Below are 26,243 nucleotides of genomic sequence, written 5' to 3' on the forward strand. Positions count from 1 at the left end.
CACCCCCGAGCCCCCGCGCTCACCGCATTCCGGCCCGCGATCACTGCATTCGAGAGCCCCCGGCCTCAAGCCACATTCACCCTCTGCCCCGGCGGGGCCGCCTCCAGCCAGGCGAGGAAGCCGGTCAGTGCGTCCTCGCTCATCGCCAGTTCCAGGCGGGTGCCGCGGTGCCGGCAGGCCAGCACGATCGAGTCGGAGAGCAGCGCCAGCTCCTCCTCGCCCTGCGGGGTGCGGCGCTCCAGGACCTCGATGGCGGAGCGCTCCAGCAGACGGCGTGGCCGGGGCGCGTACGAGAACACCCGGAACCACTCGATCCGGTCGCCGTTGTAGCGCGCCACACCGTAGATCCAGCCCTTGCCGCCGGACTCGTTCTCCGGCACGTTCCAGCGCAGGCTGCAGTCGAAGGTGCCGCCGGACCGCTGGATGAGCCGCCGTCGCAGTCCGAAGACGAACAGCCCCAGCAGCACCAGGACCAGCACGACCGCGCCGCTCACAAGCAGAGCGAGGACCATCTCGACCGACCTCCTCGCCTCGGTGGGGGTACCCCCGGACGGAGTCCGGCGGTAGGGAAACGCACCTGCATTGCCTCAGCCGCGGGCCGCTCCGGAGTGTTCCGGGCAGCCCGCGGCTGAGGATCGATCTCGTCGGTGCCGGGGCTCAGTGAACGCCCGTCACCGCACGCAGCCGGACATCGGCGCGGCGCTCGGCGACCGCGTCGGCCGCCGACTTCGCTCGCTCCAGGGCCCGCTCCGCGCGCTGGACATCGATCTCGTCCGACAGTTCCGCGATCTCCGCGAGCAGAGACAGCTTGTTGTCGGCGAACGAGATGAAGCCGCCGTGCACCGCGGCGACGACGGTGCCGTCCCCGCTCTCGCCGGTCGTACGAATCGTCACCGGGCCCGACTGCAGCACGCCCAGCAGCGGCTGATGTCCGGGCATGACGCCGATGTCGCCCGACGAGGTGCGCGCGACGACCAGGCTGGCCTTGCCCGACCAGACCTTGCGGTCCGCGGCGACCAACTCGACGTGCAGCTCAGCCACGATGGCTCCTCGGGTCTCCACCTGCCTGGTGTGGCAGGTGTTGGGTCAAATACTAGTGGTCGTACACACCGGGGGCGGCCAGGGCCGCCCCCGGGGCGCTACCGGGGTCAGGAGACGCCCAGCTCCTTGGCGTTGTTCTTGAGGTCCTCAAGGCCACCGCACATGAAGAAGGCCTGCTCCGGGTAGTGGTCGAACTCGCCGTCGGCGATCGCGTTGAAGGCCGCGATCGACTCGTCCAGCGGCACGTCCGAGCCGTCCACACCGGTGAACTGCTTGGCCACGTGGGTGTTCTGCGACAGGAACCGCTCGATACGCCGGGCGCGGTAGACCGTGAGCCGGTCCTCCTCGCCGAGCTCGTCCATGCCCAGAATCGAGATGATGTCCTGGAGGTCCTTGTACTTCTGCAGGATCGTCTTGACGCGCGAGGCGCAGTCGTAGTGGTCCTGCGAGATGTAGCGGGGGTCCAGGATCCGGGACGTCGAGTCCAGCGGGTCCACCGCCGGGTAGATGCCCTTCTCCGAGATCGGGCGCGACAGAACGGTGGTCGCGTCCAGGTGGGCGAAGGTGGTCGCCGGCGCCGGGTCGGTCAGGTCGTCCGCGGGGACGTAGATCGCCTGCATCGAGGTGATCGAGTGACCGCGGGTCGAGGTGATGCGCTCCTGGAGGAGACCCATCTCGTCGGCCAGGTTCGGCTGGTAACCCACCGCGGAGGGCATCCGGCCGAGCAGGGTCGACACCTCGGAACCGGCCTGGGTGTACCGGAAGATGTTGTCGATGAAGAACAGCACGTCCTGCTTCTGCACATCGCGGAAGTACTCCGCCATGGTCAGACCGGCCAGGGCGACGCGCAGACGGGTGCCCGGCGGCTCGTCCATCTGACCGAAGACCAGCGCGGTCTTGTCGATGACGCCGGAGTCCGTCATTTCCTCGATGAGGTCGTTGCCCTCACGGGTGCGCTCGCCGACACCGGCGAACACCGACACACCGTCGTGGTTGTTGGCCACGCGGTAGATCATTTCCTGGATCAGAACGGTCTTGCCGACACCGGCACCACCGAACAGACCGATCTTGCCGCCCTTGACGTACGGGGTCAGCAGGTCGATGACCTTGATGCCGGTCTCGAACATCTCGGTCTTGGACTCGAGCTGGTCGAAGCCGGGCGCCTTGCGGTGGATGGGCCAGCGCTCGGTGACCTCGGAAGCCGACTCCGGCTTGTTGAGGATCTCACCGAGGGTGTTGAACACCTTGCCCTTGGTGACGTCACCGACGGGGACGGTGATGCCGTTGCCCGTGTCGGTCACCGAGGCCTGGCGGACCAGACCGTCGGTGGGCTGCATCGAAATCGCGCGGACCAGGCCCTCGCCCAGGTGCTGGGCGACCTCGAGGGTCAGGGTCTTCTTCTTGCCGGCGTCGGCCGGGTCGGAGACCTCGACGGTCAGCGCGTTGTAGATCTCCGGCATCGCGTCGACGGGGAACTCCACGTCGACGACCGGGCCGATGACCCGCGCGACGCGGCCCGTCGCCGTGGCCGTCTCAACAGTGGTGGTCATAGTTGTCAGTCACTCCCCGCGGTCGCGTCGGCCAGTGCGCTCGCGCCACCGACGATCTCGCTGATTTCCTGGGTGATTTCGGCCTGGCGGGCCTCATTGGCAAGCCGCGAGAGCGACTTGATGAGCTCTTCTGCGTTGTCGGTCGCCGACTTCATCGCACGGCGCGTGGCGGCGTGCTTGGAGGCGGCGGCCTGCAGAAGCGCGTTGTAGATCCGCGACTCGACGTACCGCGGCAGCAGGGCGTCCAGGACGTCCTCGGCCGACGGCTCGAAGTCGAAGAGCGGAAGGATCTCGCCCTTGACCGACGCCTCGGACTCCGCGACGGCCTTGTCCAGGCTGAGCGGCAGCAGCCGGTCGTCGAGCGCCGTCTGCGTCATCATCGAGACGAACTCGGTGTAGACGATGTGGAGTTCGTCCACGCCGCCCTCGGCGGTGTCCTTCTGGACGGCCTCGATCAGCGGTGCGGCGATCGCCTTCGCGTCCCCGTACGCCGGGCTGTCGGTGAAGCCGGTCCACGACTCCACGATCGTGCGCTCGCGGAAGCTGTAGTACGACACACCCTTGCGGCCGACGATGTAGACGTCGACCTCCTTGCCCTCGCCCTTGAGCCGCTCGGTGAGCTGCTCCGCGGCCTTGATCACGTTGGCGGAGTAGCCGCCGGCCAGGCCGCGGTCGCTCGTGACGAGCAGCAGCGCGGCGCGGGTCGGGTTCTCCGCCTCGGTGGTCAGCGGGTGCTGGGTGTTCGAGCCCGTGGCAACCGCTGTCACCGCGCGGGTCAGTTCACTCGCGTACGGCGTCGATGCCGCCACCTTGCGCTGCGCCTTGACGACGCGCGAGGCGGCGATCATCTCCATCGCCCTGGTGATCTTCTTGGTCGCGGTGACGGAGCGGATGCGACGCTTGTAGACCCGGAGCTTGGCTCCCATGGATCAGGTCCCTTCCGTCGTCACTTGCTGGTGCCGGCCGGGGCGTCCTCGCCGAGCAGCTTGCCGTCCGAGGTCTCGAACTGCTGCTTGAAGCCGTCGACGGCCTCGGCGATCGCACCGATGGTGTCGTCGGACATCTTGGCGCCCTCGCGGATGCTGGTCAGCAGGTCCTTCTTCTCCCGGTGGAGGTGGTCGAGGAGCTCCCGCTCGAAGCGGCGGATGTCCTCGACCGGGACGTCGTCCATCTTGCCGTTGGTGCCGGCCCAGATGGAAACGACCTGGTCCTCGGTGGGGTACGGGTTGTACTGGCTCTGCTTGAGCAGCTCGGTCATGCGCTTACCGCGCTCCAGCTGCGCCTTGGAGGCCGCGTCCAGGTCGGAACCGAAGGCGGCGAAGGCCTCCAGCTCGCGGTACTGGGCGAGGTCCACGCGGAGCCGGCCGGACACCTGGCGCATGGCCTTGTGCTGGGCGCTGCCGCCGACGCGGGAGACGGAGATACCGACGTTCAGCGCCGGACGCTGGTTGGCGTTGAACAGGTCCGACTCCAGGAAGCACTGGCCGTCGGTGATGGAGATGACGTTGGTCGGAATGAACGCCGACACGTCGTTCGCCTTGGTCTCGACGATCGGCAGACCCGTCATCGAGCCGGCGCCCATGTCGTCGGAGAGCTTGGCGCAGCGCTCCAGCAGACGCGAGTGCAGGTAGAAGACGTCGCCCGGGTAGGCCTCACGGCCCGGCGGACGGCGCAGGAGCAGGGACACGGCGCGGTAGGCGTCGGCCTGCTTCGAAAGGTCGTCGAAGATGATCAGGACGTGCTTGCCCTGGTACATCCAGTGCTGGCCGATGGCCGAGCCGGTGTAGGGCGCGAGGTACTTGAAGCCCGCCGGGTCGGACGCCGGGGCAGCGACGATGGTGGTGTACTCCAGGGCGCCGGCCTCCTCCAGCGCGCCGCGCACGGACGCGACGGTGGAGCCCTTCTGGCCGATGGCGACGTAGATGCAGCGGACCTGCTTCTTCGGGTCGCCCGAGCGCCAGTTGTCGCGCTGGTTGATGATCGTGTCGACGGCCAGGGCGGTCTTGCCGGTCTGGCGGTCGCCGATGATCAGCTGACGCTGGCCACGGCCGATCGGCACCATCGAGTCGACGGCCTTGTAGCCGGTCTCCATCGGCTCGTGGACCGACTTACGGACCATGACGCCCGGAGCCTGCAGCTCCAGGGCGCGGCGGCCCTCGGACTCGATCTCGCCGAGGCCGTCGATCGGGTTGCCCAGCGGGTCGACGACGCGGCCGAGGTAGCCCTCGCCCACGGCGACCGAGAGCACCTCACCGGTGCGCTGCACCGACTGGCCCTGCTCGATGCCGCTGAACTCGCCGAGGATGACCGCACCGATCTCGCGCTCTTCCAGGTTCAGCGCAAGACCGAGGGTGCCGTCCTCGAACTTCAGCAGTTCGTTCGCCATCGCCGAGGGAAGGCCCTCGACATGCGCGATGCCGTCTCCGGCATCACTGACCGTGCCGACCTCCTCGCGCGAGGCCGCGTCCGGCTTGTACGCCTGGACGAAGTTCTCCAGCGCGTCCCGGATCTCCTCCGGCCGGATCGTGAGCTCCGCCATCTGGGTTCCCTGCTCTCCTTGTTGGGCCCGAAGTTACTTGCGGGTGTCTGGGGGGCTGTCCCCCAGGGGGTTTCCGCTTACGGCCCAACTCGGGCCGCCGTCATGCTTGTGCTGGTCCCCGGGGCCTCTTCCGGACCGCAGCCGGACCTGTCGGTCCGGCCGGCTGGTCCGGCGCCTGCCGCCGGTTGTGCAGCTCTTGAGTTGGTGGCTGGGTCAGCCGGCCATCCGCCGGGTCGCCTCGTCGAGGCGGTCCGCGATGGTCCCGTTGATGACCTCGTCGCCGATCCGGACCTGGACGCCGCCGAGGACCTCGGGGTCCACGTCGAGGTTCAGGTGGATCTGCCGTCCGTACAGCTGCGCCAGGGAGGCGCCCAGGCGCTGCCGCTGCCCTTCGCTGAGGGGCACCGCGGAGGTGACCACCGCGACCATCCGGTCCCGGCGGGTCGCCGCCAGCTTGGAGAGGGCATCGAGCCCCGCTTCCAGGCTACGGCCCCGCGGCTGTGCGACAAGACGGATCACCACGCGCTCGGTGACCGGGTTCGCCCGGCCGCCCAGCAGCGAGTGCAGCAGCTCCGTCTTGGCCGCGACCGTCGCGTTCCGGTCGGTGAGTGCCCGGCGCAGCTCGGGGTTCGAGCTGACGATCCGGGCGAACCGGAAGAGCTCGTCCTCGACGTCGTCGAGCTGGCCGGCCCGCTGCGCGGCGACGAGGTCGGCGCTGTAGGCCAGCTCCTCGAGCGCGTCCGTCAGGTCACGCGAGCGCGACCAGCGGGAGCGGACCATCCCGGTCACCAGGTCGGCGGCCGGACCGCCGACCCGGCTGCCGAGCAGCCGTCCGGCCAGCTCGGCACGGGCCTCACCGGCCTGCGCCGGGTCGGTCAGGACCCGACGCAGCGACACCTCGCGGTCGAGCAGAGCGGTGACGGCAGCAAGCTCCTCGGCGAGCTTCACCGCGTCGACGGAGCTGTCGTCCGTCAGCGCGTTGAATCCCTCGCGTGCGGAGGCGAGTGCCTCGCGGCTCGCTCCGTTCATCGGCCGGCCTCAGCCTTCGTCGTGTCCGACGCCGCCTTGGACTCGACCTCGTCGAGGAAGCGGTCGATGGTCCGGCTCTGCCGGGCGACGTCCTCCAGGGACTCGCCGACGAGCTTGCCGGCCAGTTCGGTGGCGAGCTTGCCCACGTCCTGGCGCAGCGACAGCGCAGCCTGCTTGCGGTCAGCCTCGATCTGGGCGTGACCGGCAGCGATGATCTCCTCACGCTGCCGCTGGCCCTCGGCGCGCATCTCAGCGATGAGCGTCGCGCCCTGCTCCTGCGCCTCCTGGCGCAGACGCGCGGCCTCGTGACGGGCGTCGGCCAGCTGGGCCCGGTAGTCCGCGAGCACCTGCTGAGCCTCGGCCTGCGTCGCCTCGGCCTCCTCAATGCGGCCTTCGATCTGCTTCCGGCGCTCTTCCAGAACCTTGTTGATGTTCGGGAGGAGCTTCTTGGCCAGGATGCCGAAGACGATGAAGAAGGCGACCAGGCCGATGACCAGCTCTGGAATCGGCGGGACCAGGGGGTTCTCGGGAACCTCCGCCGCCATGTTCGCCAGGGCGTTCACATCAGTGCCTTCCGTCTGAATGGATAGTCGATGCGCTTCGTTTACTTGTAGACGAAGCCCATGACGATGCCGATGAGGGCGAGCGCCTCACAGAAGGCGAAACCCATGATCTGGTTGGTGCGGATCAGGCCGGCCGCCTCGGGCTGACGGGCCAGGGCCTGGGTGCCGTTACCGAAGATGATGCCGACGCCGACGCCGGGGCCGATCGCGGCGAGGCCGTAACCGACCGAGGCGATGTTGCCGACCAGGGCGGACTTGGCGGTGTCACCGGCGGCGGCGAGGTTGACCATTTCGAGAGCAGCGGACATGCCGTTACTTCCTTCTCATTTCACGGACCGGTGGGGGTTGGCCACCGGACAGCTGTTGGGCTGGGGAGCGAGGGCGCTCAGTGGTGCTCGGCGAGCGCGCCCTGGACGTAGTTGCAGGCCAGGAGGACGAAGACATACGCCTGGACGGCCTGGATGAAGAGCTCGAAAGCGGTCATCACGAGGGTCATCACGAAGGACGCACCCGCGTAGACGATGCCGATGCCGTTCAGCATGTACCAGCTGGCGATGGTGAACAGCAGGATCAGCAGGTGCCCGGCGAACATGTTCGCGAAGAGTCGGACCGCGTGCGTGAACGGGCGGATGATCAGGTGCTGGAGCAGCTCCAGCACCATGATCAGCGGCAGCACCCAGCCGAGCGACTTGTCATAGCCGGAGAGGTTCTTCAGGCCGCCGACGAAGCCCTGCTTCTTGAACGTCAGGTACATCCAGAGGATGTAGACGATCAGGGCCATGCCGACCGGGAACGCGATGACCGACGTCACCGGGAACGCCATGACCGGGATGATGGACCAGAGGTTCATGATCCACACGAAGAAGAACAGCGAGACCATGAAGGGGACGTATTTGTCGCCCTCCTTTTTCCCCAGCGCGTCATAGACGAGCCCGCGGCGCACGAAGTCGTAGCCCGCCTCGCCGATCATCTGCAGCTTTCCGGGCACGACCTTGGCCCGACCGAATGCGGCCCAGAAGAACCCCACCACCACGATCGTGCTGAGGAACGCCAGCAGCATCGGCTTGTTGAACTCGTAGCCACCGATGGTGAAGAGGGGTTCGAATACGAACGAATGAAGGCCCGGGGCCTCGAAGCCACACCCCGGAATGAAGAGGTGGCACTCCGTGTCGAAGGCGAGCATCGTTTCAGCACTCACCGCGGGCTCCTTCAGCGTGGCGCATGGGTACGGCAACCTCGTTGTGTCGGCGCGGCGTTGAGCCACGGAGCGGCACTGGACTGGTCTTACGGATTAGGGGGCGGCTGGCGGGCGCGGGGCCCGGCCTCATCACAGGCATCGGCCGCGAGAACTGCCCGTCGTTTCGCGTGGAACTCGGGAGCTCAGCCGCCTGCGCCATCTGTGCCGCAGTTGGCACCGGACGATAGCAGGCCCGCATGAGGGCATTTATCTCGGCCCTACGTGTCACGTCGGCGACCCCGCCGTCTCCGCCTTCTTCGTCCCGGCGGAGTCGGGTTCCACGTACAGAGTCTTCGCCTTCATATGACCGTGGGTCTGTGCCGCGATCCATACGAGGGTGGCGCCGAGCAAGGTGAACGCAAATGCCTTGGTGTCGAAGAGCGTTGTGTTCTTGAAGAGGATCAGGAACACCAGCACGAACAGAATCTGCGTCGTGTAGAGCAACAGCCCCATCATCTGGAACAACTGCGGAAGGCTCTTCGCGGTCTTCTGCAGGACCACCAGACCTGCCCCCATGACGAGCATCACCAGCAACGTGCCGACGGCGGCGCCGAGCGCTCCTTTCGCGCCTGCGACCGCAGCGCTCACGCCAACGGCGACGGCGCCGATGGCGAGCGTGGGCACAAGGGCGTGAAGGAGTAGTCGGGCGTCATTCGACTGCATGGCGGCGCTCCGGCAAAGGGTGGGGGTTGTGTCGTCAGGGACGAGCGTAGACCCGGCCTGAGGCGGAACCTGCGGCCCGAGGACCGTCGCACTAGGGCCCTCCGGCTCTGTCGCCGGGTTTCGTGAACGGTATCACAAACTATTTGATGAGGTCTTTACCTGGTTCGTGTGGACCCTGTCACACCTGAGCGTGAACCTGCGCGTTGGTGCACTGACGGATCGAATTTTGTCTGGTATGGGGTCAACCGCCCCGGTTTCTGATCCCCGTTCGAGCGATCAGAGGCCGGGATCAGTGGTGACTGCCCGCCTTGCGGCGGTCCACAAAGCGTGACCGGTCCCCGATCGCGGTGGCGCCGTTGATGCCCGCCGGGATCGGTTCCCGCTCCTCCTCGTCCGCCGCCTCCGCGGCGGCGGACGCCTCCGCGGCCACCCCGGCCGGGTCCACCACGGCGCGGGCGAGCCGGCGGTAGCGCGGCGGAACCATCCGCTCCGCCCACTGCGGGGCGCGCGGGGTGAAGCGCGGCAGCAGGAGCAGTACCAACCCCACCGCGCTCAGCAGCACGATGCCCAGCACGATCCACATGCTGGCGTTGTTCGCGGAGTAGGCGACCGCGCCGAAGGCGATCAGCGCCGACCAGAAGTACATGATCAACACGGCCCGGCTGTGCGAGTGCCCGATCTCCAGCAGGCGGTGGTGCAGATGGCCGCGGTCGGCGGCGAACGGCGACTGGCCCTTCCACGTACGCCGCACGATCGCCAGGATCAGGTCGGCGACCGGCACCGCGAGGACCGTCAGCGGCAGCAGCAGCGGAATGTAGACCGGCACCATCGCGTGGGTCGCCTCGCGCAGACCGCCGGCCTTCACGTTGAGCAGATCCGGGTCGACCTGGCCGGTCACCGAGACCGCGCCGGCCGCCATCACCAGGCCGATCAGCATCGAGCCCGAGTCGCCCATGAAGATCCGCGCGGGGTGCATGTTGTGCGGCAGAAAGCCCAGGCACATGCCCATCAGAACGACCGAGAACAGGGTTGCGGGCGCGGCCGCCTCGATGCCGTAGCCGAACCACATCCGGTAGGCGTACATGAAGAACGCGGCGGCCGCGATGCACACCATGCCGGAGGCGAGGCCGTCCAGACCGTCCACGAAGTTCACCGCGTTGATGGTGATGACGACCAGCGCGACGGTCAGCAGGGTGCCCTGCATCGGCGTCAGCGAGACCGTGCCGACACCGGGGATCGGGATCCACAGGATCGTCAGGCCCTGCAGGACCATCACGCCCGCGGCGATCATCTGGCCGCCGAGCTTGACCAGCGCGTCCACGCCCCACTTGTCGTCCAGGACACCGAGGATCCAGATCAGCGCGGCGCCCGACAGCAGCGCCCGGGGCTCGTTGGTCTCGAAGACGCTCTTGAGGTTGGTCAGGTGCGAGGCCACCAGCAGACCGGCGCACAGCCCGCCGAACATGGCGATTCCACCGAGCCGCGGGGTCGGCTCACGGTGCACATCACGCGCGCGGATCTCCGGCATCGCACCGGCCGCGATCGCGAACTTCCGCACCGGCCCCGTCAGCAGGTAGGTCACCGCGGCCGTGACGCACAGCGTCAGCAGGTATTCACGCACGGGCTGCCCCATCGGTATAGCTGGCCATCACAGCCCCACACCCTATGCGTGTCCGCCCCCTGGCCGTGAATACAGGGGAAGACGCAGGACAGCGGCGAACGGTTCCGGCCGTCACCCTTGATCGGGATAAGGCGGAAAGCCGTGGACCAAAGCGACAGTCCCGGAGCGGGCCGCGGGATCCTCCTCCAGCGCCGCCACGATCAGGCGCGCGACCTGCACCATCTCCGCCTCGCCCATGCCCTGGGTGGTCACCGCCGCGGTGCCCAGCCGGATGCCGGTCCGGCGGTTCGCCGTCCCCTCGGCGCACGGCAGGGCGCAGGTGTCCAGGACGATCCCGGCGGCGGCCAGCCGGCCCCGGGCGGTGGGCGCGTCCAGGCCCAGCGGGGCGGGGTCGGCGGTGATCAGATGGGTGTCGGTGCCGCCGGTGGTGATCGTCAGACCGTACCCGGCCAGCGCCTCGGCGAGCGCGCGGGCATTGGCGGTGACCTGATGGGCATACGCGCCGAAGGCCGGTGTGGCGGCCTCCGCGAAGGCGACGGCCTTGGCGGCGACGGCGTTCATCTGCGCGCCGCCCTGGGTGAACGGGAAGACCGCACGGTCGATGCGTTCGGCCAGCTTCGCCCCGCAAAGGATCAGCCCGCCGCGCGGCCCGCGCAGCACCTTGTGTGTGGTTGCGCACACCACATGGGCGTACGGGACGGGGCTGGGCGCCGCTCCCCCGGCGATCAGGCCCAGCGGATGCGCGACGTCGGCGATCAGGTAGGCGCCGGTCTCGTCGGCGATGTCCCGGAAGGCGGCGTAGTCGATGTGCCGGGGATAGGAGATCGAGCCGCAGACGATGGCCTTGGGGCGGCGCGCCAGGGCCAGGTCGCGGATCGCGTCGTAGTCGAGGAGCTCGGTCTCCTCGTCGACGCCGTAGCCGGCGAAGTCGAACCAGCGCCCGGAGAAGTTGGCGGGCGAGCCGTGGGTGAGGTGTCCGCCGTGCGGGAGGGCCATGGCCAGGACGGTGTCACCAGGGCGCAGCAGGGCGGCGTAGGCGGCCAGAACGGCCGAAGACCCGGAGTGGGCCTGGACGTTGGCGTGTTCGGCGCCGAAGAGGGCCTTGGCGCGGTCCACCGCGATCCGCTCGGCGAGGTCGACGATCTCGCAGCCGCCGTGGTGCCGGGCGCCCGGATAGCCCTCGGCGTATTTGTTGCCCAGAGGGGAGCCGAGGGCGGCGAGGACGGCCGGTGAGGTGAAGTTCTCCGCGGCGATCAGCTGGAGCCCGTCGCCCTGCCGGGCGCTCTCGCCGAGCAGCACGCCGGCGATCTCGGGGTCCTGGCGCAGCAGGGCGGCGAAGTCCGGGGAGCCGGCCGGCCGGGTGACGTCGTCCCGGGCGGCGGCCCGGGCGCGGTCCTCGACGGACTCCGACGGCGCGGCGCCGGCCTGCCCGGTGGTCCGGGAAGCGGCGGCCGGGGTCTCGCTGCGGGGTGACGCGGTGGTGGCAGGCATCGCTTGCTCCGGGCCTCGTACGGGGACGTAGTCCCAATGTAGGCGCGGCAGGGCGATCGGGCGCGGTGTGCCGGGCCGACAGGGTCCACGCCCGCGCCCGGGGGCCGTCAGGCCCGCGCCGGGACTCCCGTGAGGGCCGTGACGACCGGGTCGAGAGCCTGGTTGATCTCGTCGCCGATGGAGCGGAAGAAGGTGATGGGGGCGCCGTAGGGGTCGTAGACCTCGTCGGACTCCGGATTGGGCGCCAGCAGCCAGCCGCGCAGCGCCGCGGCGGCGCCGACCAGCGCACGGGCGCGCTCGACCAGCCCGCCGTCCGGCAGGTGCGGATCGGGCTCGGGCAGGGTGGCGGGGTCTATGGCCCGCACCAGCCGGTTGAATTCCTTGAGGGTGAAGGTGCGCAGCCCCGCGGAGTGGCCCATCGAGATGACCTGGGCGCGGTGGTCGCGGGTGGCGGTGAGCACCAGGTCGGCGCGGATGACGTGCTCGTCGAGCAGCTCACGGCCGAGGAAGCCGGCCGGGTCGGCGCCGTAGTCGGTGAGCACGGTCGCGGCGTGGGTCTCCATCGGGGCGCCTTCGTGCCCCCAGGTGCCCGCGCTCTCCACCAGCAGCCCGCCGCTGCGGGCCGCGCCGAGCCGCAGTTCCAGGGCATGGCGGTGCAGCCGCTCGGTGATCGGTGAGCGGCAGACGTTGCCGGTGCTGACGTGGAGAATCCGGAAAACGGATGCGGAGGGGAGAGAGTCGTCGCCTGGTCCCGCTATGCCACGCCCGAGGGGCGCCATCAATTGGCCACCTCGAGCTCTGGTACCACCTTGCGCAGCTCGTCCGCGCTGATCGCGCCCTCGCGCAGCAGCACCGGGACCTTGCCGGTGACATCGACGATCGAGGACGGCACCGCGGCCGGGGTCGGGCCGCCGTCGAGGTAGACGGAGACCGAGTCGCCCAGCATCTCCTGTGCGGCGTCGCAGTCCTGCGGGGAGGGGTGGCCGGTGAGGTTGGCGCTGGAGACGGCCATCGGGCCGAAGTCGGTCAGCAGCTCGATCGCGACGGGGTGCAGCGGCATCCGTACCGCGACCGTGCCGCGGGTCTCGCCCAGGTCCCAGGTCAGCGACGGCTGGTGCCGGGCGACGAGGGTGAGCGCGCCCGGCCAGAAGGCGTCGACCAGCTCCCAGGCCTGCTCGGAGAAGTCGGTGACCAGGCCGTGCAGGGTGTTGGGGGACCCGACCAGGACCGGGGAGGGCATCCCGCGGCCGCGGCCCTTGGCCTCCAGCAGGTCGCCGACGGCCTCGGCGCTGAAGGCGTCCGCCCCGATGCCGTAGACGGTGTCGGTCGGCAGCACGACCAGCTCACCGCGGCGGACGGCCGAGGCGGCCTCGCGCAGACCGGTGGTGCGGTCGGTCGCGTCGCTGCAGTCGTATCGCCGTGCCATTACGGGACCTCCTCGTGCGAAACGAATACTTCGGATGCATCGGCTGCCGGCGCCGGGGCGGGACGCGTCATGGCGTCGCCCGGCGTGCGGTGGCGAAACGGGGCCTGTTGTTGAGGTCCGGGTGGTCGGCCGCGTCGGCCCAGCCCCGCTCCTCGGTGAAGATCCACGGAACCTGTCCGCCCTGGGTGTCGGCGTGCTCGATGACGACCACGCCGCCGGGCCGCAGCAGGCGGTGTGCGGTCCGCTCGATGCCGCGGATGGTGTCCAGGCCGTCCTGGCCCGAGAACAGCGCGAGCTCGGGGTCGTGGTCGCGGGCCTCGGGTGCGACGTACTCCCACTCGGTCAGCGGGATGTACGGCGGGTTGGAGACGACCAGGTCGACCTGCCCGTCCAGTTCGGGAAGCGCGGTCAGCGCGTCGCCGTGATGGAGAACGACGCGGGACCCCTCGACGTTCTTGCGGGCGTAGTCCAGCGCCGGCTCGGACAGCTCCACGGCGTGCACCCGCGAGCGCGGCACCTCCTGCGCCAGGGCCAGCGCGATGGCCCCCGAGCCGGTACACAGATCGACGATCAGCGGCTCGACGACGTCCATGGCCCGGACGGCGTCTATCGCCCAGCCGACCACCGACTCGGTCTCCGGGCGGGGCACGAACACCCCTGGCCCGACGGCGAGTTCGAGGTAGCGGAAGAAGGCCCGCCCGGTGATGTGCTGGAGCGGCTCACGGGCCTCGCGACGGGCGACGGCCTCCCAGTAGCGGGCGTCGAAGTCCGCGTCCTTGACGTGGTGCAGCTCACCCCGTTTGACGCCGTGCACGAACGCGGCGAGTTCCTCGGCGTCGAAGCGCGGCGAGGGCACACCGGCGTCGGCCAGCCGCTGGGTGGCCTGGGCCACCTCGGCGAGCAGAAGGTTCACGGGGCCTTCCTCCTAGTGCGCTGCGTCTTCATTGTGCGGTCCGCGGCCGACCGGGGGCGGTCTGCGCCGGTACCTACCGGCTCGCGCGGGCTTACTGGGCGGCGGCGAGCTTGGCGGCCGAGTCGGCGTCGACACAGGCCTGGATGACCGGGTCGAGCTCGCCGTCGAGCACCTGGTCCAAGTTGTACGCCTTGAAGCCGACCCGGTGGTCCGAGATGCGGTTTTCCGGGAAGTTGTAGGTACGGATGCGCTCGGAGCGGTCGACCGTACGGACCTGGCTGCGCCGGGCGTCGGAGGCCTCGCGCTCGGCCTCCTCCTGGGCGGCGGCCAGCAGCCGGGAGCGCAGGATGCGCATCGCCTGCTCCTTGTTCTGGAGCTGGCTCTTCTCGTTCTGGCAGGAGACGACGATGCCGGTGGGCAGGTGCGTGATGCGGACCGCGGAGTCGGTGGTGTTGACGGACTGGCCGCCGGGCCCGGAGGAGCGGTAGACGTCGATCCGCAGGTCGTTGGCCACGATCTCGACCTCGACCTCCTCGGCCTCCGGCGTGACCAGCACACCGGCCGCGGAGGTGTGGATGCGGCCCTGCGATTCGGTGGCGGGCACCCGCTGCACGCGGTGCACCCCGCCCTCGTACTTCAGCCGCGCCCAGACGCCCTGTCCCGGCTCGGTGGCCCCGCCGCCGCCCTTGGTCTTCACGGCGACCTGGACGTCCTTGTACCCGCCGAGGTCGGACTCGTTCGCGTCCAGGATCTCGGTCTTCCAGCCGACCCGCTCGGCGTAGCGCAGATACATCCGCAGCAGATCGCCGGCGAACAGCGCGGACTCCTCGCCGCCCTCGCCGGCCTTGACCTCCAGGATGACGTCCTTGTCGTCGCTGGGGTCGCGCGGGACCAGCAGCAGCCGCAGCTTTTCGGTCAGCTGCTCGCGCTGGGCGTCGAGCTCCTTGACCTCATCGGCGAACTCCGGGTCGTCCTGGCTGAGTTCACGCGCGGTCTCGATGTCGTCACCGGTCTGCTTCCAGCCGCGGTACGTCGCGATGATCGGGGTCAGCTCGGCGTAGCGCTTGTTGAGCCGCATGGCTTCGCGCTGGTCGGCGTGGACCGCGGGGTCGGCCAGCCGCTTCTCGAGATCGGCGTGCTCGCCGATCAGTTCTTCGACCGCCTCGAACATCGTGGGTTCCTCTGCTGGCTGGGACTACCGGGGGCCTGGACGACGCAAACAAAGACGCCGGTCCGGTCACCCCTGAGCAGGGGCGACCGGAGACCGGCGCCTTGAGGGTCGCTACTTCTTGGCAGCGGCGCCCTTGCCGAAGCGGGCCTCGAAGCGGGCCACGCGGCCGCCCGTGTCCATGATCTTCTGCTTGCCCGTGTAGAACGGGTGGCACTCGGAGCAGATGTCGGCGCGGATGCTGCCGCCGCCGACGGTGCTACGGGTGGTGAAGGACGCGCCACAGGTGCAGCTGACCTGGGTCTCGACGTACTCCGGGTGGATGTCGCGCTTCAAGGGATTCTCCTAGGTTCGGGAGTGCACCGGGTCGTGTCGCGGGTTGCGTCACGTGAACCGGGGCCGACGGTCCAGTCTGCCAGGACTAGCCGCATCTCCCAAAACCGGGGGGAGGCCGCGACTATTCCCGGCCCGCTCGTGGGGGGGGCTGCGACCCCCTCCACCGCGGCGTCCGACTACTTCACGTACCGGTCCGTGCCGCCCTGGTCACCGGCCGAGCCCTTGGTCGCGGACTTGGGGATCTCCTTGTCCTGCCGCAGCGCGTCCCAGACCTGCTGGCTCTGCTTCTCCAGCGGCACCACCCGGTCGGGGTTGGCCTTGTCGTACGTGACCGGCAGCGTCACCATGTTGATGTTGTCCGACCCGATGTTGCCCAGGCTCTTGGCCAGCCCGGTCAGTTCGCTGACCGAATTGAGGTCGGTGTCGGTGGTGACGGCCTTGGTGGCCGTGTCGGCGATGTCGTAGAGCTTGGTGGGGTTGGTGAGCACCCCGACGTTCTTGACCTGGTTCATCAGGGCCTTGAGGAACGTCTGCTGGAGCTGGATACGACCCAGGTCGCTGCCGTCGCCGCCGGGGACGCCGTGCCGGGTGCGGACCAGGGCGAGCGACTGCTCGCCGTTGAGGGTGTGCTGGCCGGCCGGCAGATGCAGATGGCTGCTGTTGTCGTTGATCGGCTTCTTGGTGGTGACGTCCACCCCGCCCAGCGCGTCGATGAGCTTCTTGAAGCCGGTGAAGTCGACCTCGATGAAGTGATCCATCCGGGTCCCGCTGATCGACTCGACGGTCTTCACGGCACAGGACGGGCCGCCGACCTCGAACGCGGTGTTGAACATCGCCCGCTGCTGCCCGGGGACGTCCTTGCCGTTGGTGGTGGTGCAGTCCGGGCGCTTGACCAGGGTGTCGCGCGGGATGCTGACCACGCTGGCCTTCTTACGGCCCTTGTAGACGTGCACGATCATCGCCGTGTCGGACCGCTGACCGCCCTCGTCCTTGCCGTACTCACCGTTCTTGCCGGCTCGGGAGTCGGAGCCCATCACGAGGATGTCCATCGAGCCGTTGTCGACGTTCTTCGGCCGGTCGTGCCCGAGGGCGGAGTTGATGTCGACGCCCTTCAGATTGCCGTTGAGCTTGAAGTAGACGTAGCCGAGACCGGCACCACCGAGCAGTGCGACGCTGACCAGCGTGCACAGGGTGATGGTCAGTATCCGGCGGCGCCGGGTGGGCCCTTTGCGCCGACGGCCCGTGGCGCGTATGCCGCGGGCACGGCTTTCGGCCGTGTTCGCGGTCCCGTTGCTGTCCGGCATCTGTTCCTCAGTCCTCGTTCGCTCGGCTGCGCCCCGCCGCCACCGGACACGCGCTGTCATGTCCGGGGCGCCCTGTCAGACGGGAGGTTGACGGGAAGGGTTGCACAGCGAGTCATGAGCGCTTTCTTAGAAATCTGCCGGGGACCGAACCGTCCGCTCGGGACCTTCGCCCCTCCTACCTGGGCTTTCGTCCCGTTTTCGGCCATGGCCGAAACCGTATGGGTTGCAGTGGATCTGTGCGGAACGTCTCAAGTGCGGCCTCTGCCGACCCCGCCGGGCGCGGCGCAGGTCACAGCGCCGCCCGTGGCCCGCCCGTCCGCGGCGGGCAGCACGAAGCCCCCCTCACCTGCAGCGGTGAGAGGGGCTTCGGGGACGGCGCCGAGGCGCCCTGCGGGCGTCAGTCGTTGCCGTTGCCCGCGGTCGGCGTCGTCTTCTGGATCTGCAGCAGGAACTCCGCGTTGGACTTCGTCTGCTTCATCTTGTCCAGCAGCAGCTCGATGGCCTGCTGCTGGTCCAGGGCGTGCAGCACCCGGCGCAGCTTCCACACGATGGCCAGCTCGTCGCTGCCCATGAGGATCTCTTCCTTACGGGTGCTGGACGCGTCCACGTCCACCGCCGGGAAGATGCGCTTGTCCGAGAGCTTGCGGTCGAGCTTGAGCTCCAGGTTGCCGGTGCCCTTGAACTCCTCGAAGATCACCTCGTCCATCCGCGAGCCGGTCTCGACCAGCGCGGTGGCCAGGATGGTCAGCGAACCGCCGTCCTCGATGTTCCGCGCGGCACCGAAGAAGCGCTTCGGCGGGTAGAGCGCGGTCGAGTCGACACCGCCGGACAGGATGCGGCCGGAGGCCGGGGCGGCGAGGTTGTACGCACGTCCCAGACGGGTGATCGAGTCCAGCAGGACGACCACGTCGTGCCCCAGCTCGACCAGGCGCTTGGCGCGCTCGATGGCCAGCTCGGCGACGGTGGTGTGGTCCTCGGCCGGGCGGTCGAAGGTCGACGAGATGACCTCGCCCTTGACCGACCGCTGCATGTCGGTGACCTCTTCGGGACGCTCGTCGACGAGGACGACCATCAGGTGGCACTCGGGGTTGTTGCGGGTGATCGAGTTGGCGATCGCCTGCATGATCATGGTCTTGCCGGTCTTCGGCGGGGCCACGATCAGACCGCGCTGGCCCTTGCCGATCGGGGTGACCAGATCGATGATCCGGGTCGTCAGCCCGCCCGACTCACCCTCCAGGCGCAGCCGCTCCTGCGGGTACAGGGGCGTCAGCTTCCCGAACTCCGGCCGCCCGCGGCCCTGTTCGGGCGCCACGCTGTTGACCGTGTCGAGGCGGACCAGCGCGTTGAACTTCTCGCGCCGCTCGCCGTCCTTGGGCTGGCGGACCGCGCCGGTGACGTGGTCGCCCTTGCGCAGGCCGTTCTTGCGGACCTGGGCGAGCGAGACGTACACGTCGTTCGGGCCCGGCAGGTAGCCGGAGGTCCGGATGAAGGCGTAGTTGTCGAGGATGTCGAGGATGCCCGCGACGGGGATCAGCACGTCGTCCTCGGAGACCTGCGGCTCGTTGCCGAAGTCCTCGCGGCCGCCGCGACGGCCCCGGCGGTCGCGGTAGCGGCCGCGACGGCCCCGGCGGCCGCCCTCGAAGTCGTCGTCGTCGTCATTGCGGCGGTCACGCTGCCGCTGGCCGCCCTGACCGCCCTGGCCGCCGTCGCCGGCGTCGCCCTTGCGGCGGTCACCGCGGTCGCGCTGGCGCTGGCCGCGGTCCCCGCGGTCGCCCTTCTGGCCGCGGTCCTGGCGGTCCCCGCGCTCCTGGCGCTCGCCGCCCTTGCCGGGGCGGCCCTCGCCGGTCTCCTGGGGGGAGACCGCGGTGTCGGTCCTGGCCTCGGTCTTGACCTCGGTCTTCGCCTCGACCTTGGTGTCGGTCTTGAGGTCGCCGGAAGCGGCCTCGGGGCTGCCCGCGGCGGCCGTGGCGCGGCGCCGGCGGCGCTCGCCGGCCGGCTGCTCGTCGCTGACGGGCTGGCCGGGGATGTCGATCTGCTGCTGGGCCCCGGCCTTGTCGGCGGCCTTGTCGCCCTTGTCGGACCTGGCTGCCTTGCCGGCGGCCTGCTCCGCGCCGTCCTCGCCGGTACGGGCCTTGGAGGTGGTACGGCGCTTGGGCTTGGTCTCGGTGTCGGCGGGCGCGTCGGCCTTGGCGCCGGAGCCCGAGCCCGTGGCCTGCTTCTCCTTGATGACCTCGATCAGCTGGCTCTTGCGCATCCGCGCGGTGCCCTTGATACCGAGGCCGGAGGCGACCTGCTGCAGCTCTGCCAGGACCATGCCGTCAAGGCCGGTGCCGGAACGGCGGCGCCGCGTGGTTGCAGGCGCGGCGGGAGCGTCCGTGGCGGGCGCGGTGGCACTGCCATCGGTACGCGCGCCCATCAGATCGGTGGTGTCGCTCACGAAGGGTCCTTCCCTGGAGCGGGCGTCGGCCTGTCTGGCTCGGCGACCGGTTGTGCTGTCCGGCTGTGTCCTTGGTCTGGTGGACCGGGCCGGGGCGGTGGTCCCGCCGGAAATGGCGGAGAGATCAGTTCATGGCGCCGGCGTGAGGAGATGCAGAGTGGCCATTCACCACGCCGATTCCGGAGCGTGCTCACTTCCGCTCAGGCAATTGCCGGCTGTGACAATTGCGCCCAGCAGATTGGGAGGCTCCCGGAAGAAAGTGGTCCCGATGGGGGACACGAAGCACCGCGCCACTCAGGCGTCGAGTACTGACTTGAGGTTAACACTACCGGATCCAACAAACATTCCCCCTCTCCAAGACCGGCAATCGTCGGCCACCTGCGTGCTCACCCGGCGAGCGGCAGTACGCAGGCGCCCGCCGCGTCGAGGGCCAGGCGGTTCGCCGCCCACTCCTCGCCCGCCAGTGCCGCGACCTTGTCGGCCGCCGCGTCCTCCACCAGCGCGAGCACCGTCGGGCCCGCACCGGACACGACTGCGGGGACGCCGTCCGCGCGCAGCCGGTTCACCAGGGCCACGCTCTCCGGCATCGCCGGAGCGCGGTATTCCTGGTGGAGTCGGTCCTCGGTCGCGGCGAGCAGCAGCTCGGGGCGCCTGGTCAGGGCCTCGACGAGCAGTGCGGCGCGGCCGGCGTTGGCCGCGGCGTCCACATGCGGGACGGTGCGCGGCAGCAGTCCGCGGGCGGTCTCGGTGAGCACCGGCTTTCCGGGCACGAAGACCACCGGAACGATGGAATCGGCGGGATCCATCCGGATCGCGCGGGCGGTGCCGGAGTCCATCCAGGCGAGCGTGAAACCGCCCAGCAGACAGGCGGCGACGTTGTCGGGGTGGCCCTCGATCTCGGTGGCCAGCTCCAGCAGTGCGGTGTCGTCGAGCTTTTGCTCGCCACCTATCGTCACGGCGCGCGCGGCGACGATGCCGGCGCAGATGGCGGCCGAGGAGGACCCCAGGCCGCGGCCGTGCGGGATGCGGTTGGCGCAGACGATTTCCAGGCCGCGCGGCTGTCCGCCGAGCAGGTCGAAGGCGGTGCGCATCGACCGGACGAGCAGATGGCTCTCGTCGCGGGGCAGGGTGTCGGCGCCCTCACCTGCGATGTCGATGTGCAGCCCGGAGTCGGCGACGCGCACCACGACATCGTCGTACAGGCCCAGGGAAAGACCCAGGGCATCGAAGCCGGGACCGAGATTGGCGCTGGTAGCGGGGGTGCGCACCCGGACGGCGGCGGCGCGGAACGCGGGACCGGCCATCGCTCGATGACTCTCCTTGATTGATGCTGCGGTACTGCCCCGGAACGCCGCGGCACCGAGGCGCCCGGCCGGCTCATGGGGACCGTTCTGACCTGCCCTGCACACCACTGCGTTATGCCGTGGGGAGGGGAGTTGCTGCCAGCCTATCGAAGGAAGGTTCTGTCGCGACATAGGGCGCACAGGAGGCGCACGATGCGTGTCGCGCGCCTTGCCGTGCCCCAGCACCGCTTTCCCTGGACTTTGCAGCCTTTGCACAATTTGCTGTGCGGGAGGTGACGGGACGCTCACCGCGTCCCGCCACCGGATGCCGTACGCGCAGGTCCGCCCGTACGGCGGCGTCCTAGACGAGGCCGAGGCGCTCGGCGGCGGCGTCCGCGTCGATCGGGACCGTGACCGGCTGCGGCGCGCCGGCCACCGCCCAGTCCGGGTCCTTGAGGCCGTTGCCGGTGACCGTGCAGACGATGCGCTGGCCGGGGTCGACCTTGCCCTCCTCGGCGGCCTTGAGCAGACCGGCGACCGACGCGGCCGAGGCGGGCTCCACGAAGACGCCCTCCTGCGCGGCCAACAGGCGGTAGGCGGACAGGATTTGACGGTCGGTCACGTCGTCGATGAAGCCGCCGGACTCGTCCCGCGCCCGCTCGGCGTTCGCCCACGAGGCGGGGTTTCCGATGCGGATCGCGGTGGCGATGGTCGTCGGGTCCTTGACGACCTCTCCGCGCACGATCGGGGCGCTGCCGGAGGCCTGGAAGCCCCACATGCGCGGGGTGCGCGAGGCGATGCCGTCGGCCGCGTACTCCTGGTAGCCCCGCCAGTACGCGGTGATGTTGCCGGCATTGCCGACAGGCAGGACATGGATGTCCGGCGCATCGGTGAGCATGTCGACGATTTCGAAGGCCGCGGTCTTCTGGCCTTCGATACGTACCGGATTGACGGAGTTCACAAGTGCGACGGGGTAGTTGTCGGACAGCCGCCGGGCCAGCGTCAGGCAGTCGTCGAAATTTCCGTCGACCTGGAGGATCTTCGCGCCGTGCACCAGGGCCTGGCCCATCTTGCCGAGCGCGATCTTGCCCTGCGGGACGAGCACCGCGCAGACCATGCCCGCGCGGACCGCGTAGGCGGCGGCCGAGGCGGAGGTGTTGCCGGTGGAGGCGCAGATGACCGCCTTGGCGCCCTCCTCCTTGGCGCGGGTGATGGCCATCGTCATGCCGCGGTCCTTGAAGGAGCCGGTGGGGTTGGCGCCCTCGACCTTGAGGTGCACCTCACACCCGGTGCGCTCGGAGAGGACCTGGGCCGGTACGAGGGGTGTGCCGCCCTCCCGGAGGGTGACGACCTCGGTCGTGTCGCTGACCGGGAGCCGGTCGCGGTATTCCTCGATGATGCCGCGCCACTGACGGCTCGTCGTGGTCACGGTGGAATTGGCTGACATGGGTTCCTCTACTCCCCTTCGACCCGCATGATGCTGGCGACACCGCGGACGGTGTCGAGCTCGCGCAGTGCCACGACGGTCGACGACAGGGCCGCGTCCGCCGCCCGGTGGGTGACGATGACGAGCGATGCCTCGCCGTCCTTGCCCTGCTGACGGACCGTATCGATCGATACGCCGTGTTCGGCGAAGATGGTCGCGACCTGCGCGAGAACACCGGGCTTGTCGGCCACGTCAAGGCTGATGTGGTACCGCGTGATGACCGCGCCCATGGGGCTGACCGGCAGCCGTGTGTAGGCGGACTCGCCGGGCCCGGTGGTGCCGGAGAGCTTGTTGCGGCAGACCGCCACGAGGTCGCCGAGGACCGCGGAGGCGGTGGGCGAACCGCCCGCGCCGGGCCCGTAGAACATCAGCTGACCGGCCGCGTCGGCCTCGATGAAGACCGCGTTGTACGCCTCACGGACGGAGGCGAGCGGATGCGTGAGCGGGATCATCGCGGGGTGCACCCGCGCGGTGACGGACGCGCCGTCCGCGGCCCGCTCGCAGATCGCCAGCAGCTTGACCGTGCACCCCATGCGCTTGGCGGAGGCGATGTCGGCGGCGGTGACCTCCGTGAGGCCCTCGCGGTGCACGTCGTCGATGGTCACGCGGGTGTGGAAGGCGATGCCGGCCAGGATCGCGGCCTTGGCGGCGGCGTCGAATCCCTCGACGTCGGCGGTCGGGTCGGCCTCCGCGTAGCCCAGGGCGGTCGCCTCGTCCAGCGCCTCGCTGTAGCCCGCGCCGGTCGAATCCATCTTGTCGAGAATGAAATTGGTCGTGCCGTTGACGATGCCGAGCACCCGGTTGACCTTGTCGCCGGCCAGCGATTCGCGCAGCGGCCGCACCAGCGGGATCGCACCGGCGACGGCGGCCTCGTAATACAGATCCGCCCCCTTGGCCTCGGCCGCCGCGTGCAGCGCCGCGCCGTCCGCCGCGACCAGCGCCTTGTTGGCGGAGACCACGCTCGCGCCGTGCTCGAAAGCGGTGGTGATCAGCGTGCGGGCCGGCTCGATGCCGCCGATCACCTCGATCACGACATCAATGTCGCCGCGTTTGACCAGCGCGGTCGCGTCGGTGGTGATCAGCTCGGCCGGGACGCCCTCGCGCACCTTGTCGGGGCGGCGGACGGCGATCCCGGCGAGCTCCACGGGCGCACCGATGCGGGCGGCGAGATCGTCGGCGTGCGTCGTCATGATGCGCGTCACCTCTGAGCCGACAACACCACAGCCCAGGAGCGCCACCTTCAGCGGACGCGTACGCATCATTCGACCTCTGCTTCTCATCGATCAGCGATTTTTCAGCTTGCTCATGCACCAGTCTCACGCACCGGACGGCAGATTCCGTCCGTCGTCCGGATACCGAGACATTTATTTCATCCGGGGCCGGGCCCCGGCGATCCGGCCTTAACCGACGTCCAACCGGAGGAGATCTTCCTCCGTCTCCCGCCGGACGATCACCCTGGCCGCGCCGTCCTTGACCGCTACGACCGGCGGCCGCAGCGAGTGGTTGTAGTTGCTCGCCATGGAACGGCAGTACGCACCGGTGGCCGGCACCGCGAGCAGGTCCCCGGGCGCCACATCGGCCGGAAGGAAGGCGTCGCGTACGACGATGTCCCCGCTCTCGCAGTGCTTGCCGACCACCCGCGACAGCATCGGCTCGGCGTCCGAGGTCCGCGAGACCAGGGCCACGCTGTACTCCGCGTCGTACAGGGCGGTACGGATGTTGTCCGACATCCCGCCGTCCACGGACACATACGTCCGCAGCCCCTCCAGCTCCTTGACCGTGCCGACCTCGTACAGCGTGAACGCCGTCGGCCCGACGATCGCCCGCCCCGGCTCGACCGACAGCCGCGGCACCGCCAGCCCCGCCGCCGCGCACTCGCGGCCCACGATGTCACCCAGCGCCGCCGCGATCTCGTGCGGCTCGCGCGGGTCGTCGTCCGAGGTGTACGCGATGCCGAGGCCACCGCCCAGATCGATCTCGGGCAGCTCGATGCCGTGCTCGTCGCGCACTTCGGTCAGCAATTGCACGACACGGCGGGCGGACACCTCAAATCCGGCCATGTCGAAGATCTGCGACCCGATATGGCTGTGAATTCCGATGAGTTCCAGCCCGTCCAGCTTGAGCGCGCGCCGCACGGCCTCGGCCGCCTGGCCGCCCGCCAGCGCGATGCCGAACTTCTGGTCCTCGTGCGCGGTCGCGATGAATTCGTGCGTATGCGCCTCGACACCGACCGTGACCCGGATCTGCACCCGCTGGCGCCTGCCCAGCCGCTCCGCGATGTGCGCGACCCGCACGATCTCCTGGAACGAGTCGAGCACGATCCGCCCGACCCCCGCCTCCACGGCGCGGGTGATCTCCTCGGTGCTCTTGTTGTTGCCGTGCAGCGCGATCCGCTCGGCAGGCATGCCCGCCGCCAGCGCGGTGGCCAGCTCGCCGCCGGAGCAGACGTCGAGGTTGAGCCCCTCCTCGTTCAGCCAGCGCACAATGGCGCGCGACAGGAAGGCCTTCCCGGCGTAGAACACGTCGGCCCCCGGCCCGAAGGCGTCCTTCCAGGCCCGGCAGCGCGCCCGGAAGTCGTCCTCGTCGAGGAAGTACGCCGGCGTACCGAACTCCTCGGCGAGCGCGGTGACGTCCAGCCCGCCGACGGTGACCACACCGTCGGCATTGCGCTGGACCGTACGCGACCAGACGCGCGGGTCCAGCGTGTTGAGATCGGCGGGCGGCCCGGCGTAGTGCCCCTCGGGCAGCACGTCAGCATGCCGGGGCCCTGCGGGATGCGCGGAGCGACTCATGACAGTGGAGATCCCCTCAAAATCGTTCAGAGGTGTTCGGGAGCGGAGATGCCGAGCAGACGCAGGCCGTTGGCGAGCACCGTCCCGGCGGCTTCGGCAAGCGCCAGCCGGGCACGGTGCACGGCCAAGGGTTTCTGCTCCCCGACGGGCAGTGGCGGAAAGTCGTCGTGCCAGCGGAAGAACGCGTCCGCGGTCGCCTCCAGATGCCGCACCACCCGGTCCGGCGCCCGCAGCCGCGCGGCGGTCTCGACGACGGAGGGGTAGGTGGCGAGAAGAGTGAGCAGCCCCTTAAGGGTCCGGGCGGCGGAAGCGGCCTGCGTTCCGGCCCCCTCCACGGGCCCGGACGGCCGCGCCGCCTCCTCCGGGACACCCGCGGCGCCCTCGACCACCGGACGCCCCATCTCCCCCGGCTCCCCCGAAAACCCCAGCTCACCCGCGTTCCGCAGCAGGGCCCGGGCCCGGGCGTGCGCGTACTGCACCCGGAACCGCGGATTGCTCTCCCGCTGCACGGGCCGCTCCGGCACCCGCACCGGATCATGCGCGGCCGGCCGCAACAGCACCCAGCGCGCTTCGTCGGAACCAAGACGGGCGAGGAGCGCGACGAGGTCGGACGGGTGGGGGACGGCGTGGACGCACCGAGGGTCCGGCACTCCGGCCGCCGCCTCGATCCGCGCCAACGCCTCGGCCACCACCACCCCACGAGCACCGGCACCGGCCAGGGCACCGTCGGCCGGAGCGGAACCGTCGACCGGAGCGGAACCGTCGACCGAACCGGCTTCCGGCGTCCGGGCACTCCGGCCACCGTGCGTACGGCGGGCACTCCGGTCCCCGTACCGCTCCCCCTGCGCCAGCACGTCCCGCACCAGGGCGACCTGCGCCTCGTCCCCCAGCGTGAAATTCAAGAACCCCGGCCCGGCGATCTCGACCCGGGCGATCCCGGGGCTGCCGGCCAGCCGCTTCCGCAGAATCTCGGCCACCTCGCGGGCCGGCCGGCCCGCCGGCTTGGCCAGCTCCAGCGCGACATTGGAGGCGTAGTCCCCACACCCGGGGCGCGGCGACGGCCGCACCACGATCCGCGCCGGCACGGCCACGGAGAGCTCCTGCTCCTCCACCGCACCACGCACGGAGCGCAGGACGGTACGGGAGAGCTCAGCGGGTGTCACAGGACAAGCGTATGGGAGACCCGGGGTACCCATGCGACCCGGTTTCGCCCTGTGGACACTCTGCGTATCGAGCCAGGCAGCCGATCCGCGGAACGGCCCGCGCCGATCACCCTGATTCCGCCGCCCGCTCTGCCGGACGAGTCCTACCCGACGAGCCCCTCCGGCGCCGTCCCCCTACTCCCCACCCGCATCCACCACACC

24 protein-coding genes are annotated in these 26,243 nt (G+C 69.8%); all 24 read right to left on the reverse strand.

The genetic code is table 11. The annotated features are described in order from the left end of the window. Window positions 1-65 precede the first annotated feature (65 nt). A complete protein-coding gene (locus tag EST92_RS19450; protein WP_129250183.1) occupies window positions 66-512 on the reverse strand; it encodes a DUF2550 domain-containing protein in 447 nt (148 codons plus the stop codon). A 145-nt stretch (window positions 513-657) separates the two neighbouring features. Continuing rightward, window positions 658-1,041, reverse strand: coding sequence for a F0F1 ATP synthase subunit epsilon (locus tag EST92_RS19455; protein WP_006603087.1), 384 nt, complete (start codon window positions 1,039-1,041; stop codon window positions 658-660). A gap of 107 nt (window positions 1,042-1,148) precedes the next feature. After that, on the reverse strand, window positions 1,149-2,591 hold the full coding sequence (gene atpD, locus EST92_RS19460) for a F0F1 ATP synthase subunit beta (RefSeq protein ID WP_129250182.1): 1,443 nt from the start codon (window positions 2,589-2,591) through the stop codon (window positions 1,149-1,151). A gap of 5 nt (window positions 2,592-2,596) precedes the next feature. After that, entirely contained in the window at window positions 2,597-3,517 is a 921-nt protein-coding gene (locus EST92_RS19465) for a F0F1 ATP synthase subunit gamma (protein WP_129282157.1), read from the reverse strand. Between the two features lie 20 nt (window positions 3,518-3,537). Next, the gene (atpA, locus tag EST92_RS19470) at window positions 3,538-5,130 is read right to left on the reverse strand and encodes a F0F1 ATP synthase subunit alpha (protein WP_129282158.1); all 1,593 of its coding nucleotides are present in this window, start codon (window positions 5,128-5,130) and stop codon (window positions 3,538-3,540) included. A 213-nt stretch (window positions 5,131-5,343) separates the two neighbouring features. Next, window positions 5,344-6,159: a F0F1 ATP synthase subunit delta gene (locus tag EST92_RS19475; protein ID WP_129282159.1), complete on the reverse strand. Its 816-nt coding sequence runs from the start codon at window positions 6,157-6,159 to the stop codon at window positions 5,344-5,346. Beyond that, entirely contained in the window at window positions 6,156-6,722 is a 567-nt protein-coding gene (locus EST92_RS19480; protein ID WP_129282160.1) for a F0F1 ATP synthase subunit B, read from the reverse strand. The genes EST92_RS19475 and EST92_RS19480 overlap by 4 nt, the downstream gene beginning before the upstream one ends. Before the next feature lie 41 nt (window positions 6,723-6,763). Further along, window positions 6,764-7,030 carry an ATP synthase F0 subunit C gene (gene atpE / locus EST92_RS19485; protein ID WP_006603093.1) on the reverse strand — a complete coding sequence of 89 codons (267 nt, stop codon included), beginning with the start codon at window positions 7,028-7,030 and terminating at the stop codon, window positions 6,764-6,766. A 77-nt stretch (window positions 7,031-7,107) separates the two neighbouring features. Continuing rightward, a complete protein-coding gene (gene atpB, locus EST92_RS19490; RefSeq protein WP_129282171.1) occupies window positions 7,108-7,905 on the reverse strand; it encodes a F0F1 ATP synthase subunit A in 798 nt (265 codons plus the stop codon). A 279-nt stretch (window positions 7,906-8,184) separates the two neighbouring features. Then, window positions 8,185-8,622, reverse strand: a complete 438-nt coding sequence (locus EST92_RS19495; protein WP_129282161.1) for a hypothetical protein — start codon at window positions 8,620-8,622, stop codon at window positions 8,185-8,187. Between the two features lie 289 nt (window positions 8,623-8,911). Further along, window positions 8,912-10,255 carry an MraY family glycosyltransferase gene (locus EST92_RS19500; RefSeq protein WP_174244066.1) on the reverse strand — a complete coding sequence of 448 codons (1,344 nt, stop codon included), beginning with the start codon at window positions 10,253-10,255 and terminating at the stop codon, window positions 8,912-8,914. Between the two features lie 99 nt (window positions 10,256-10,354). Then, complete coding sequence (gene glyA / locus EST92_RS19505; protein WP_129282163.1) at window positions 10,355-11,734, reverse strand: serine hydroxymethyltransferase; 1,380 nt, start codon at window positions 11,732-11,734, stop codon at window positions 10,355-10,357. Window positions 11,735-11,841: 107 nt separating this feature from the next. Continuing rightward, entirely contained in the window at window positions 11,842-12,513 is a 672-nt protein-coding gene (locus tag EST92_RS19510; RefSeq protein WP_174244067.1) for a protein-tyrosine-phosphatase, read from the reverse strand. Further along, complete coding sequence (locus tag EST92_RS19515) at window positions 12,513-13,160, reverse strand: L-threonylcarbamoyladenylate synthase (protein WP_129282164.1); 648 nt, start codon at window positions 13,158-13,160, stop codon at window positions 12,513-12,515. Before EST92_RS19515 ends, EST92_RS19510 begins: the two co-directional genes overlap by 1 nt. 67 nt (window positions 13,161-13,227) lie before the next feature. Then, the gene (gene prmC, locus EST92_RS19520; protein WP_129282165.1) at window positions 13,228-14,073 is read right to left on the reverse strand and encodes a peptide chain release factor N(5)-glutamine methyltransferase; all 846 of its coding nucleotides are present in this window, start codon (window positions 14,071-14,073) and stop codon (window positions 13,228-13,230) included. A 91-nt stretch (window positions 14,074-14,164) separates the two neighbouring features. Beyond that, window positions 14,165-15,244 (reverse strand): peptide chain release factor 1, encoded by a 1,080-nt coding sequence (gene prfA / locus EST92_RS19525; protein ID WP_129250173.1) that lies wholly within the window; start codon window positions 15,242-15,244, stop codon window positions 14,165-14,167. Between the two features lie 111 nt (window positions 15,245-15,355). Next, a complete protein-coding gene (gene rpmE / locus EST92_RS19530; protein ID WP_129250172.1) occupies window positions 15,356-15,577 on the reverse strand; it encodes a 50S ribosomal protein L31 in 222 nt (73 codons plus the stop codon). A 176-nt stretch (window positions 15,578-15,753) separates the two neighbouring features. Next, window positions 15,754-16,881, reverse strand: coding sequence for an LCP family protein (locus EST92_RS19535; protein ID WP_129282166.1), 1,128 nt, complete (start codon window positions 16,879-16,881; stop codon window positions 15,754-15,756). Window positions 16,882-17,278: 397 nt separating this feature from the next. Next, window positions 17,279-19,318: a transcription termination factor Rho gene (gene rho, locus EST92_RS19540; protein ID WP_129282167.1), complete on the reverse strand. Its 2,040-nt coding sequence runs from the start codon at window positions 19,316-19,318 to the stop codon at window positions 17,279-17,281. A 386-nt stretch (window positions 19,319-19,704) separates the two neighbouring features. Continuing rightward, window positions 19,705-20,622 carry a homoserine kinase gene (gene thrB / locus EST92_RS19545; protein ID WP_129282168.1) on the reverse strand — a complete coding sequence of 306 codons (918 nt, stop codon included), beginning with the start codon at window positions 20,620-20,622 and terminating at the stop codon, window positions 19,705-19,707. A gap of 340 nt (window positions 20,623-20,962) precedes the next feature. Beyond that, entirely contained in the window at window positions 20,963-22,048 is a 1,086-nt protein-coding gene (thrC, locus tag EST92_RS19550; RefSeq protein WP_129250169.1) for a threonine synthase, read from the reverse strand. An 8-nt stretch (window positions 22,049-22,056) separates the two neighbouring features. Beyond that, window positions 22,057-23,349 (reverse strand): homoserine dehydrogenase, encoded by a 1,293-nt coding sequence (locus EST92_RS19555; protein WP_040898338.1) that lies wholly within the window; start codon window positions 23,347-23,349, stop codon window positions 22,057-22,059. Between the two features lie 138 nt (window positions 23,350-23,487). Then, window positions 23,488-24,879: a diaminopimelate decarboxylase gene (lysA, locus tag EST92_RS19560; RefSeq protein ID WP_129282169.1), complete on the reverse strand. Its 1,392-nt coding sequence runs from the start codon at window positions 24,877-24,879 to the stop codon at window positions 23,488-23,490. Between the two features lie 26 nt (window positions 24,880-24,905). Continuing rightward, window positions 24,906-26,042, reverse strand: coding sequence for an ArgS-related anticodon-binding protein NrtL (nrtL, locus tag EST92_RS19565; RefSeq protein ID WP_129282170.1), 1,137 nt, complete (start codon window positions 26,040-26,042; stop codon window positions 24,906-24,908). Window positions 26,043-26,243: the final 201 nt, after the last annotated feature.

It is taken from the genome of Streptomyces sp. TM32, from assembly GCF_004122755.1.
GTDB lineage: Bacteria > Actinomycetota > Actinomycetes > Streptomycetales > Streptomycetaceae > Streptomyces > Streptomyces sioyaensis.

Excerpts from the sequence above, each read along its gene's own strand:
- EST92_RS19515 (WP_129282164.1), bottom strand. The coding sequence starts at position 13,160 with ATGGCACGGCGATACGACTGCAGCGACGCGACCGACCGCACCACCGGT.
- atpE (WP_006603093.1), bottom strand. The coding sequence starts at position 7,030 with ATGTCCGCTGCTCTCGAAATGGTCAACCTCGCCGCCGCCGGTGACACC.
- prfA (WP_129250173.1), bottom strand. The coding sequence starts at position 15,244 with ATGTTCGAGGCGGTCGAAGAACTGATCGGCGAGCACGCCGATCTCGAG.
- atpA (WP_129282158.1), bottom strand. The coding sequence starts at position 5,130 with ATGGCGGAGCTCACGATCCGGCCGGAGGAGATCCGGGACGCGCTGGAG.
- thrC (WP_129250169.1), bottom strand. The coding sequence starts at position 22,048 with ATGTCAGCCAATTCCACCGTGACCACGACGAGCCGTCAGTGGCGCGGC.
- EST92_RS19465 (WP_129282157.1), bottom strand. The coding sequence starts at position 3,517 with ATGGGAGCCAAGCTCCGGGTCTACAAGCGTCGCATCCGCTCCGTCACC.
- EST92_RS19535 (WP_129282166.1), bottom strand. The coding sequence starts at position 16,881 with ATGCCGGACAGCAACGGGACCGCGAACACGGCCGAAAGCCGTGCCCGC.
- EST92_RS19495 (WP_129282161.1), bottom strand. The coding sequence starts at position 8,622 with ATGCAGTCGAATGACGCCCGACTACTCCTTCACGCCCTTGTGCCCACG.
- EST92_RS19510 (WP_174244067.1), bottom strand. The coding sequence starts at position 12,513 with ATGGCGCCCCTCGGGCGTGGCATAGCGGGACCAGGCGACGACTCTCTC.
- EST92_RS19450 (WP_129250183.1), bottom strand. The coding sequence starts at position 512 with ATGGTCCTCGCTCTGCTTGTGAGCGGCGCGGTCGTGCTGGTCCTGGTG.
- EST92_RS19555 (WP_040898338.1), bottom strand. The coding sequence starts at position 23,349 with ATGATGCGTACGCGTCCGCTGAAGGTGGCGCTCCTGGGCTGTGGTGTT.
- atpD (WP_129250182.1), bottom strand. The coding sequence starts at position 2,591 with ATGACCACCACTGTTGAGACGGCCACGGCGACGGGCCGCGTCGCGCGG.
- EST92_RS19475 (WP_129282159.1), bottom strand. The coding sequence starts at position 6,159 with ATGAACGGAGCGAGCCGCGAGGCACTCGCCTCCGCACGCGAGGGATTC.
- glyA (WP_129282163.1), bottom strand. The coding sequence starts at position 11,734 with ATGCCTGCCACCACCGCGTCACCCCGCAGCGAGACCCCGGCCGCCGCT.
- atpB (WP_129282171.1), bottom strand. The coding sequence starts at position 7,905 with ATGCTCGCCTTCGACACGGAGTGCCACCTCTTCATTCCGGGGTGTGGC.
- thrB (WP_129282168.1), bottom strand. The coding sequence starts at position 20,622 with ATGGCCGGTCCCGCGTTCCGCGCCGCCGCCGTCCGGGTGCGCACCCCC.
- EST92_RS19500 (WP_174244066.1), bottom strand. The coding sequence starts at position 10,255 with ATGGGGCAGCCCGTGCGTGAATACCTGCTGACGCTGTGCGTCACGGCC.
- lysA (WP_129282169.1), bottom strand. The coding sequence starts at position 24,879 with ATGAGTCGCTCCGCGCATCCCGCAGGGCCCCGGCATGCTGACGTGCTG.